This is a genomic window from Sandaracinobacteroides sp. (assembly GCF_057137845.1).
In genome coordinates, this window is sequence record NZ_DBNHFX010000110.1 from 1 (window position 1) to 10,378 (window position 10,378).

At 64.4% G+C, this 10,378-nt stretch carries 10 protein-coding genes and 1 tRNA gene; 4 read left to right on the forward strand and 7 right to left on the reverse strand.

Annotation, left to right across the window (positions count from 1 at the left end):
* The coding region (locus tag AC16JP_RS05740) for a TonB-dependent receptor (protein ID WP_484339648.1) at window positions 1-1,775 on the forward strand (1,775 nt) is incomplete at its 5' end.
* 110 nt (window positions 1,776-1,885) lie between these two features.
* Here AC16JP_RS05740 and AC16JP_RS05745 read toward each other — a convergent pair.
* From AC16JP_RS05745 to AC16JP_RS05765, 5 genes are all read right to left on the reverse strand, one after another.
* A complete protein-coding gene (locus AC16JP_RS05745; RefSeq protein WP_484339649.1) occupies window positions 1,886-2,398 on the reverse strand; it encodes a hypothetical protein in 513 nt (170 codons plus the stop codon).
* Entirely contained in the window at window positions 2,395-2,754 is a 360-nt protein-coding gene (locus tag AC16JP_RS05750; RefSeq protein WP_484339650.1) for a hypothetical protein, read from the reverse strand. The genes AC16JP_RS05745 and AC16JP_RS05750 overlap by 4 nt, the downstream gene beginning before the upstream one ends.
* On the reverse strand, window positions 2,751-3,335 hold the full coding sequence (locus AC16JP_RS05755) for an RNA polymerase sigma factor (protein WP_484339651.1): 585 nt from the start codon (window positions 3,333-3,335) through the stop codon (window positions 2,751-2,753). The genes AC16JP_RS05750 and AC16JP_RS05755 overlap by 4 nt, the downstream gene beginning before the upstream one ends.
* A gap of 86 nt (window positions 3,336-3,421) precedes the next feature.
* Window positions 3,422-4,447 carry a 2-oxoacid:ferredoxin oxidoreductase subunit beta gene (locus AC16JP_RS05760; protein ID WP_484339652.1) on the reverse strand — a complete coding sequence of 342 codons (1,026 nt, stop codon included), beginning with the start codon at window positions 4,445-4,447 and terminating at the stop codon, window positions 3,422-3,424.
* Entirely contained in the window at window positions 4,444-6,333 is a 1,890-nt protein-coding gene (locus AC16JP_RS05765) for a 2-oxoacid:acceptor oxidoreductase subunit alpha (protein WP_484339657.1), read from the reverse strand. The genes AC16JP_RS05760 and AC16JP_RS05765 overlap by 4 nt, the downstream gene beginning before the upstream one ends.
* Before the next feature lie 165 nt (window positions 6,334-6,498).
* On the opposite strand from AC16JP_RS05765, the gene AC16JP_RS05770 reads away from it, so the two are divergent.
* Both AC16JP_RS05770 and AC16JP_RS05775 read left to right on the forward strand, forming a co-directional pair.
* Window positions 6,499-6,573, forward strand: a tRNA-Asn gene (locus tag AC16JP_RS05770).
* A 76-nt stretch (window positions 6,574-6,649) separates the two neighbouring features.
* Window positions 6,650-7,252: a TIGR02466 family protein gene (locus AC16JP_RS05775; protein WP_484339653.1), complete on the forward strand. Its 603-nt coding sequence runs from the start codon at window positions 6,650-6,652 to the stop codon at window positions 7,250-7,252.
* A gap of 11 nt (window positions 7,253-7,263) precedes the next feature.
* Here AC16JP_RS05775 and AC16JP_RS05780 read toward each other — a convergent pair whose 3' ends face one another.
* The gene (locus tag AC16JP_RS05780; protein ID WP_484339654.1) at window positions 7,264-7,578 is read right to left on the reverse strand and encodes a DUF1905 domain-containing protein; all 315 of its coding nucleotides are present in this window, start codon (window positions 7,576-7,578) and stop codon (window positions 7,264-7,266) included.
* Window positions 7,575-8,882: a S41 family peptidase gene (locus tag AC16JP_RS05785; RefSeq protein WP_484339655.1), complete on the reverse strand. Its 1,308-nt coding sequence runs from the start codon at window positions 8,880-8,882 to the stop codon at window positions 7,575-7,577. Before AC16JP_RS05785 ends, AC16JP_RS05780 begins: the two co-directional genes overlap by 4 nt.
* A 141-nt stretch (window positions 8,883-9,023) precedes the next feature.
* Here AC16JP_RS05785 and AC16JP_RS05790 point away from each other — a divergent pair.
* Window positions 9,024-10,378, forward strand: a 1,355-nt coding sequence (locus tag AC16JP_RS05790) for a flavin-containing monooxygenase (RefSeq protein WP_484339656.1), incomplete at its 3' end; no start/stop codon positions are given.

The window sequence follows — 10,378 nt, forward strand, 5'->3', positions numbered from 1 at the left end:
GCGGGCCGCAAGGCACGCTCTATGGCCGCAACACCATCGGCGGCGCGATCAAATATGTGACGAAGCGCCTCGGCCATGAATTCAGCGGCCGCGCCAGGGCGACCTATGGCAGCTACAACCAGGTCGACCTTTCGGGCGTCGTCGCGGTTCCGATCGGTCAGAACCTGGCTGTCGGCGGCGGTGTGCTGTGGTCGAAGCGCGATGGTTACGGCAAGAACCTGAACACCGGCGCCGACCAGTATGACAAGGACGTGATCGCCGGCCGCCTTTCCGCCGAGTTCGACAATGGCGATATTTTCGTCCGCATCGCGGGCGACCGCACCGAAGACCGTTCGAACCCGCGCCATGGCACCCGCCTGCTGGGCAACGGCGGCCTTCCCGCCTTTGAGCCGACGCCGAGCGTTTATGATACGCGCGCCGGGATCGGCGACAAGAACAAGGTGGTCACGCAGGGCGTCAGCCTGACGGGCGAAGTCGATGTGGCGGAGGGCTTCACCGTGAAGTCGATCACCGCTTATCGCGACGGATACACCGATACGCTGATCGACTTCGACAACACGCCAGGTCCGGTGCTGGACATCCCGGCCTATTACAAGGACTGGCAGTTCACGCAGGAGTTGCAGCTTCTGGTCGTGCAGGACCGCTGGCAGGGCGTGTTCGGCGCCTATTATCTGGAAGGTCGCGCATCCGGGGCCTTTGATACGGTCGTCGGAAACGCCAACCTGTCGATCTACACGGGCGGCAACGTCAAGACCAAGTCGATCGCCTTCTTCGGCGATGTTTCCTACGACCTGACGGACGAACTGAAGCTGTCGGCCGGCCTGCGCTGGACCAAGGACGACAAGCAGGGCACGGTTCTTCGCCAGCAGTATCTGGGAATCCGGACGCCTGCTTTCGGCAACCCGAATGCGATCTTCCTTTCAACGCGGTCCAACTATACGAACGACCGCAGCTTCGAGAAGCTGACGCCGCGTATCTCGCTCAGCTATCAGCCGAGCCAGGATCTGAACTTCTATGCAAGCTGGGGCCGTGGCTTCAAATCGGGCGGTTTCGACATGCGCGGCGACGTCGTGGCGACGCCGAACACCGTCAACGGCTATGCCCCGGAAACGATCGACAGCTACGAAGTCGGCATGAAGGGCGCCTTCCTCGACCGCACGCTGTTCCTGAACCTTGCGGGCTTCTATTCGAAGTACAAGGACCAGCAGGTGACGATCCAGGCGCCGACGTCGACGCCGGGCGTGATCGCCTCGTTCGTCGACAACGCCGGCCGTGCGACGATCTGGGGTCTCGAAGCCGAGTTCCGCGCCGTTCCTGACCGCAATCTGCAGGTGCAGGCGGCGATCGGTTACACCAACGCCAAGTATAACGAGTTCCTGACCTGGATCGCAGGCGGCAACAGCCCGGTCGATGTGTCGAACCAGCGTTTCTTCCAGAATACTCCCGAGTTCACCATCAGCAGCTCGGTCACCTGGTCGACGGATCTGGCTGGCGGACGTCTGTCGGTCACGCCGTCGCTGATGCTGCGCTCGAGCATCTATATGTTCGAATATGCCTCGATGCTCGATCAGCAGGGGTATGTTCTGGCGGACGCCTCGGTCAACTGGACCTCGGGTGACGACCGTTTCACGCTGGGCGTGCATGGACGGAACCTGACCGACACGCGCTACCGGGTCGGTGGCTACTACTTCCCCGGTGCGCTCTATGGGAACTCGGTCATAGGCTACTATGGTGCCCCGCGCACCTTCTCGGCGACAGCCGGCGTCAAGTTCTGACGCCTGGCGGCCGGGGTGCGTTTCTGCCCCGGCCAATCACCGCCGCAAAAAGATCGGGGCCGCCGGCGCGATGCCGGCGGCCCCTTTCGTTCAGCGGTCGCGCTGAACGCTCAGCGCGGGGTTGCGGCCGGGGCGGGGGCCGCCCTGCGGGCGCGCCACTGCTCGGCGCGGGCCTTCATATTGTCGCGCGCCTTCGCCACGTCCTGTGCGAACGCCTTGCGATCCTCGGCGGACAGTTTCTGGATGGTTGCCAGCATGGTCGCCTGATGGCGCGAATGCTGGGTGTCGACAAGGCGACGCTCGTCGTCCATCGCGCGCTTCAGCGCGTTCACGTCCAGCTTGTCGGCGCCGATGACGGCTGCAACCTTGTCGCGCGCGGCCTTGATCGCGTCGCGGTCTTCGGGCGCCGACCGCATCGCTTCCATCATCTGCTTACGGCCCGCCTCGGACATGCTCGGGAACATCGGGCCGTGGCGCATATGGCGCCCCATTCCGGAACCCATTCCTTTTTGTACTGCCATCGCCGGTGTGGCCGGTTGCGCAGGCGCGGTGGAAGTGGTCGTGCTTTGCGCCATTGCGGGCATCGCGATCAGCGCGGCGGTCGCCAGAATGATCCTTTTCATAGCAGGAACTCCTCTTCACTTGTCGGGGTATAGAGCAGGGCGAACAGTTGGGTGTCGTTGCTGTCTGCCTCTGCCAGCATGACCGGTGCAGCCGCCGTCAGCGGGCCTTCGCCCGCCGGGCGATTTGCGGGCGCCAGCAGCAGGGCGATTGCCACGCTTGCCGCCATGGCGGCAGCGCCTCCCGCCCAGTACAGATGGCGGGATCCGCGTCCGCGAACGGGCCAGGGTTCCGCTTGGGTGATTGCATCGGCATGTCTGACAATACGTGCGATTGCCTGCTCATCCCCCGCTGTGGTCAGTGGGTCGGTCGTTGCCCACTGCCGGATCGCGGCATCCGGCCAATCCTTGGCAGTCATGCCAGTTGCTCCTTCAGTGCGATCAGTCGTTGCTTCAGGGCGGCGCGACCGCGCAACAACAGCCCCTCGACAGCCTTTTCGCTGCTTCCGATGGTGGCGGCGATTTCCGCCATTGATAATCCGTCGCCATGGAACAGGCTTAGCGCCGCCCGCTGCCGCGCGGGCAGGCCGGCGGCGGCCTGCTGCACCTTGTCGGCGATGTCGGCGCTGTGCGCTGCATCCTCCGGGTCGGGCGCGTCGTCGGCGCATTCTGCCACATCGTCCAGCGCGGTCACCGGGCGCAGGCGGCGCTTGCCGTCGATGGCGCAGTTGGTCAGGATGCGCCGCCACCAGCCGGCGAAGCTGCCGCGCCCGGGGTCGAAGCGGTGTGCTTCGCGCCAGAGCCTGGTCAGTGCTTCCTGCACGGCGTCTTCGGCCAGTGCCCGATCACCAAGCACGCGCACGGCATAGCCCAGCGATGGCCGGGCCAGCATTCTGGCGAGTTCGGTGAACGCACGGGAATCCCCTTCGGCTGCGCGCAGCAGCAAAAGGGCTTCGGGTTCGGCGGCCCGGCGGTCGTCGGTCGATGTCAGTGCACGCATGGCCTGTCCATGCTGGCAACTACGGCCTGAACAGGGGATTTCCCCCGCGCTGCCTGCTGGCGGCCGGCGCGGGGGAGGCTGATCGCCTAGTGGGTGATCTTCACTTCCCACGTCTGCCCACGGCGCAGCAGCGCGGCAAAGTCGGCCGACTTGCCCGTTGCCTGCTTGCGCCCCTGTTCCACCAATGCTTCGTCGAAGCTTGGCCCCGGATTGCAATACAGCACGCCCAGCGCGACCGGAAATTCCGGGAAGGGCATGTCGATCAGCATGTTGGCGATCGCCTTGTTGGTTTCGTCGTGCAGCAGAATGGCGCTGGTGTCGCCGTCTGTCACGTCCACCACTTCAAGGCGCAGGGTCTGGCGGTTCAGGCTAAGGCCCCTGGTGCCGTTCGCAAACAGCATCGGCTTGCCATGTTCCACCCAGATCTGCGTCAGCGGGGCGCTTTTCTTTTCGGTGAACGCTTCGAACACGCCATCGTTATAAACCACGCAGTTCTGGTAGATCTCGATGAAGCTGGTGCCCTTGTGGGCGTGGGCGCGCTTCAGCACTTCGGGCATCTGCTTTTGCGCGGTGTCGATGGTGCGGGCGACGAACCGCCCGCCCGCGCCGATGGCAAAGGCGCACGGCTTGACCGGCTGTTCGAGCGACCCGGCAGGCGACGTGGGCGAGCGGGTGCCGGAACGCGACGTCGGCGAATATTGCCCCTTGGTCAGCCCGTAGATTTCATTGTTGAACAGCAGCACCTGGCAGTCGAGGTTGCGGCGGACCAGATGCAGCATATGGTTGCCGCCGATCGACAGGCCGTCGCCGTCGCCGGTGATCAGCCACACATCGAGCTTGGGGTTTGCAAGCTTCAGCCCGGTTGCGATGGTGGGGGCGCGGCCGTGGATGGTGTGGAAGCCATAGGTTTCCATGTAATAGGGAAAGCGGCTTGAGCAGCCGATCCCCGAAACGAACACGGTGTTGTGCGGTTCGGCGCCGATTTCCGGCAGCGTGCGCTGCACGGCTTTCAGGATCGCATAGTCGCCGCAGCCGGGGCACCAGCGCACTTCCTGGTCTGATGCCCAGTCGTCCGGCTTGGTTGCAGGCGCGATTTTCGTTGTCTCGTTCATGATTTCAGCATCCCGAGAATGGCAGCTTCGATTTCGGCGATCCGGAACGGCTGTCCGGAAACCTTGTTCAGCGAACGGGTGTCCAGCAGGAACTGATCCCTGAGTAGGGTTTTCAGTTGCCCGGTGTTCATTTCCGGCACCAGCACGCGGTCATAGCGGGCCAGAAGCTCGCCCAGGTTGGAAGGCATCGGCCAGATGTGGCGGATGTGAATGTGCGCGACATCGTGGCCTGCCGCGCGCACGCGCTCGACCGCAAGCCGGATCGCGCCATAGGTCGAACCCCAGCCGACGACGGCCAGCGGGCCACGATCGTTGCCGACTTCCACCTTTTGCAGCGGAATGTCGCGCGCGATGCCTTCCACCTTGGCCTTGCGCGTGTCGGTCATCTTCTGGTGGTTCAGCGGCGAATAGTCGATGTCGCCGGTCAGGTAGCCCTTTTCGATGCCGCCGATGCGGTGCATCAGCCCCGGCGTGCCGGGTGTCGCCCACAGGCGCGCCAGCGTCTCTGGATCGCGCGAGAAGGGGTTGAAGCGGCCGCTTTCGGGCACTTCCTCGTGGAACTTCACCGGGAAGGGCGCATAGTCCTTCTCGTCGGGGACGCGCCATGGTTCGGCGGCGTTGGCGATGTAGCCGTCGGTCAGCAGCATCACCGGCGTCATGTATTTCAGGGCGATGCGGCAGGCTTCGATTGCGACTTCGAAACAGTCCGAAGGGCTGCGGGCGGCGATGACGGGCAGCGGCGCGTCGCCGTTGCGGCCATACACCGCCTGGTACAAGTCGGATTGTTCGGTCTTGGTTGGAAGGCCGGTTGATGGGCCGCCGCGCTGCGAGTTTACGATCACCATTGGCAGCTCGGTTATCACGGCAAGGCCGATCGCCTCGGTCTTGAGGGCGATGCCCGGCCCCGACGACGAGGTGACAGCAAGGCTGCCGCCCCAGGCCGCACCGATCGTCGCGCCGATGGCGGCGATTTCGTCTTCGGCCTGGAAGGTGGTCACGTCGAATTCCGGCAGGCGCGCCAGCGCGTGCAGGATCGAGGACGCGGGCGTGATCGGGTAGCCGCCAAAGAACATCGGCAGCCCCGCAAGCCGCGAGCCTGCCACCAGCCCCAGCGCGATGGCGTCGGCGCCGGATACGGTGCGATAGAGGCCGGGGTCTGCCTGCGCAGGGGCAAGCTGATACTGCTTCAGCGGCGCGGCGAGTTCGGCGGTTTCGCCAAAGGCATGGCCGGCGTTCAGTGCGGCGATGTTCGCTTCGCGCAACTGTTCATTCTTGGCGAACTTGTCCGACAGCCAGCGCACCAGCGGCGCCCGGTCGCGGCCGAACATCCACAGCGCCATCCCCAGCGTCCACATGTTCTTGCAGCGCAGGGCGTCCTTGTTGCCAAGCCCGAACGGCTTGACGCTTTCCAGTGTCTGTTTCGAGATATCGAAGGCCAGCAACTGGAAATCTTTCAGGCTGCCGTCTTCCAGCGGATTGGCATCGTAGTGCGCCTTTTTCAGGTTGCGATCGTTGAATTCCCCGCTGTCGGCGATGATCAGGCCGCCCTTGCGCAGCAGCGGCAGGCTTGCCTTCAGCGCGGCGGGGTTCATCGCAACCAGAATGTCCGGCTGGTCGCCGGCGGTTTCGATCCGGCCCGACCCGAAGTTGATCTGAAATGCAGACACGCCGAACAATGTGCCCTGCGGGGCGCGGATTTCAGCGGGGAAGTCGGGGAATGTCGCAAGGTCGTTGCCGGTCAGCGCCGTCGAGAGGGTGAACTGCCCGCCCGTAAGCTGCATGCCGTCGCCGGAATCCCCGGCGAAACGGACCACGATCGATTCCTTCTGCACGATTTCATGCGACGGCTTTTCCTGACCGTCTTCGGCCTTGGCGGCGGTTGCCATGTCCTTCACGCTCTCCGTAGGTGGCGATTGCTGATTCTCTACGACGCTTGTGCGCCGCCGTCCAACCGCCATTTTGTAGCAGCGGCCATGCAGGCGCATCGCGGTGCGTCACGGGCGCTTGCATCCTGTGCCGGGCCGCGCTACAGGCCGCGCCTCGCTAGGTTTTCCTCGGTAGCTCAGCGGTAGAGCATCCGACTGTTAATCGGACGGTCGCAGGTTCGAATCCTGCCCGGGGAGCCAGCGTTCAAGGTGCATCAGGCTGCCGGCCTGCGGGCCGCACCGCCAACCGATGCGTCCCCATCACGGGAATTCGCGAATGAACGTAACGCATCTCTTCGCGACACCGTTCTGGCGCTCGGATCTTGCCGACGATGCGCTTCTGGCGGACCTTGCCCATAGCTGCCGCGTTATCGCCACCGACGACGGCGCCGGACGCCGCTGGAGCCGCGAGAACCGCTATCCCGGCTACACCAGCTATGCTTCGCTTGATGATCTGCCCAAACGCGACCCGGCCTTTGCTGCACTGGCTCGGATACTGGTTCGCCACGCGGCGCGGTTTGCCGAAATAGCGCACATGGATCTGGGCGGCGGCAAGCCAAAACTCAACAGCATCTGGGTGAACATCCTGAAGCCGGGCGGCGGACATAGCGGCCATATCCATCCGCACAGCATCATATCGGGCACCATCTATGTCGAGGTTCCGGAAGGCGGCGCGCCGCTCAGGCTCGAGGATCCGCGCCTGCCGCTGATGATGGCGGCCCCGACCAGGCGGGCCGACGCACCGGCCGAAGCGCAGCCGTTCGTGCTGATGCAGCCTGCCGCCGGGCAGATTTTCCTGTGGGAAAGCTGGTTGCGCCACGAAGTCGTCGCCGGGCACGGCAAAGGCGAACGGGTAAGCATCAGCTTCAACTTTTCCTGAACCGCGCGGCCTCAGGCCAGGGCTGCATCGAGGATCATCAGCCTGACGCTGACCCGATCGCCGACATCCGCACCAAGTTTGCGGCGCACAGATGCCTTTACCGGAAGCACATAAGAGCCTGTGCTTCCGTCAGGGAACAGCGAAGTCTGCCAGCGGATGCCGTCGATGCAGGCTTCCACCCTGACGGAACCCCATCCGCGCGGCGCAAGGAACGAGGCGAGGCGCACTTCATCGGCAAGCGCCGGGTCGAGCGTCAGAAAAATCCAGCTTGGGCGCGCAGCCCACGGCCAAAGCTCTGCCTCGGAGGCGGGGATGGCGGTTGTCACCGTGCGGCCGAGGCGAGCACAGCATCCTTGCGGAAGCGAAATTCCGACGCGCCGCCGTTCAGCAGCCTGACGATCGCATCGATCCGGCCTGCTGCATCACGCTCGATCCGGAAGCGCGCGGCCGGGTCTTCGGCCAGGGCGAAGCTGCTGTCGTCGATCGGTGTGACGGTGCGCTCGGGGCGCTTGCCCAGACGCAGGAACAGGGCGTCGCCGCGCCGGTCGATGGCGATCTCGCCATATTGTCCGGCAAGCCCGGCGGGGGGCGGGGCTGGAGCAAGTTCGGCCTTCAACGTTTCGAGGACGCGGCGGCTGGATGCCGGCAGGGCGGCGCCTTCGGCTTCCAGCGCCCGCACATGCGCGACATGCAATGCCTTTTCCTGCGGCACTGCGATGTCGGGGCGGATGCCGGTTCCTTCCCAGTTGCTGCCGGTGATCGGGTTGATCGGCGTTTCGAAGCTGATGAACACATCGAACCCGTCGCGCGTGTGCTGGCGGCTGCCGGGATTGGCGGCGCCCCATGTGGGTTCGCCGACGACCGTCGCCCGGCCGGCGGCCTGCAACGTATAGGCAAGCGCCTCGGCTGAAGAGGCCGTTCTGGCGCTGACCAGAATGAACAGCGGTGCGTGCGAGCGGGGTGGTTGTGCGGCGCGCACCGGCGAAAGTTCCTGCCGCACCCGGCCGTTGCGGGCCACGAACCGGCTGGCGACTTGCTGCGGATCGGCGACGAAGTGCTGCACCAGATAGCCGACCATGTCGGGCGAGCCGCCACCATTGTCGCGCAGGTCGAGGATCAGGCTCGGTTGCTGTTCGACGAAGGCGAGGGCGGCATCTGCCGCGGCCTGCTGCGGGCTGGAGCGGCCGACGATGCGGGCAAATTCGTCGATCTTCAGATAGCCCACTCCACCGGGCAGCACCCGCGCTTCGACGAAGCCGTGGTTGGCGCGCGCTTCGTCGGCGAAGGCGGCGATCGTCGCTTGCGGCAGCGATGGCGCGTCGGGCGCCCATGTCACCAGAAAGTGGCGGTCGTGCGGTTCCAGCCGCCTTGTGATAGCGGCGGCCAGATCAAGCGGATCGACCAGAGCATCGAATGCGCCGCTATCGGCTGCCTGTTCAAGTTCACCGGCGATCCGCGCGGCCTTTGCCGCATCCAGATAGTCGGACCGGATAAGCCGCGCGATCCGTTGCACAGCCTCTCGCGGGTGCATGGCTGGTGCGCTTTCGTGTGCGCCGGCAGGTGCATGGGCGCCCGCCAGCGCAATCGAACACAAAGCTGCCCCCAGCAGCCGGACGGCCAGGTTGCGCATGTTCTTTCCCCTTGGAAGGATTCCCGGTCCTTCCTCTCCCTTTCGGTATCCTGCCATTCACTTTGCCCTGTGCCAAGCGCCAGTCTTGTGATGCCGGGGCCTGCGTGTCACTTTGCACCCTAAGGGACCAAGGGGAGTGAGATGGCCGAGCTGGAAAATTTCGATGTGGTGATCGTCGGCGCCGGACTGAGCGGTATCGGCGCGGCCTGGCACCTGCAGGACCAGTGCAAGGGCAAAAGCTATGCGATTCTCGAGTCGCGCGATGCGATCGGCGGCACATGGGACATGTTCCGCTATCCCGGCATCCGGTCGGATTCCGACATGTTCACGCTGGGCTACCGGTTCCGCCCGTGGACGGAGCAGAAGGCGATCGCCGACGGCCCGTCGATCCTGAAATATGTCCGCGATACCGCCGCCGAAGCCGAGATCGATCGCCACATCCGATTCCGCCATAAGGTGACGCACGCAAACTTCGACAGCACGACCGGCCGCTGGACGGTCACGGCCGATACGCCAGACGGAGAAAAGCGTTTCCAGTGCCGGATGCTGCTGGTTGCCGCTGGCTATTACAGCTATGAAAACCCGCACAACCCAAGGTTCGAGGGTGAAGAAACCTTCACCAACCCGATCTTTCACGCCCAGCACTGGCCCGAGGATCTTGACTACCGCAATCGCAAGGTCGTCGTCGTCGGGTCGGGGGCGACTGCCGTTACCATCGTGCCGGTGATGGCGCGCGATGCGGCTCATGTGACGATGTTGCAGCGGACACCGACATGGATGGTTTCGCGCCCATCGGAAGACCGGGTGGCGAATTTCCTGCGCCGGGTGCTGCCGCCGATGACTGCCTATAATCTGGTCCGCTGGCGCAATGTGCTGCTGCAACGGCTGATGTTCAAACGCGCGCGCAGCCATCCGCAACAGGTTAACCGCCGACTGACCAACATGCTGCTGAAGGAACTGCCCGAAGATGTGGTGCAGGCGCACTTCCAGCCAAGCTACAATGTATGGGACCAGCGGTTGTGTCTGGTACCGGACAGCGACTTCTTCGATGCGGTAAAGGCAGGCACGGCGTCGGTCGTAACCGATGAAATCGCCTCGGTGGATGCCAAGGGCATCGTGCTTGCTTCGGGTGGGCGGGTCGACGCCGACATCATCGTCAAGGCAACCGGCCTCAGGTTGCAGGTGCTGGGCGGGGCGCAGATTTCGGTCGATGGCACGCCGGTAAATCCGAACGATCGCTATGTCTATCGCGGCATGATGCTGGAAGGGGTGCCGAACCTTGTTTATGTGTTCGGCTACTTCACCGCATCCTGGACGCTCCGGGCCGACCTTACCTGCGAATATGCCTGCCGCCTGTTGCAGGAACTGGACAAGCCGGGGCAGGCAATCGCGACGCCGGTCAGGCGCGTCGAAGTAGAGGACGAGGCGCTGCTGTTGAACGCGGGCTATGTGAAACGGGCAATGGATGTGCTGCCGCGCCAGTCGGGCACCGATCC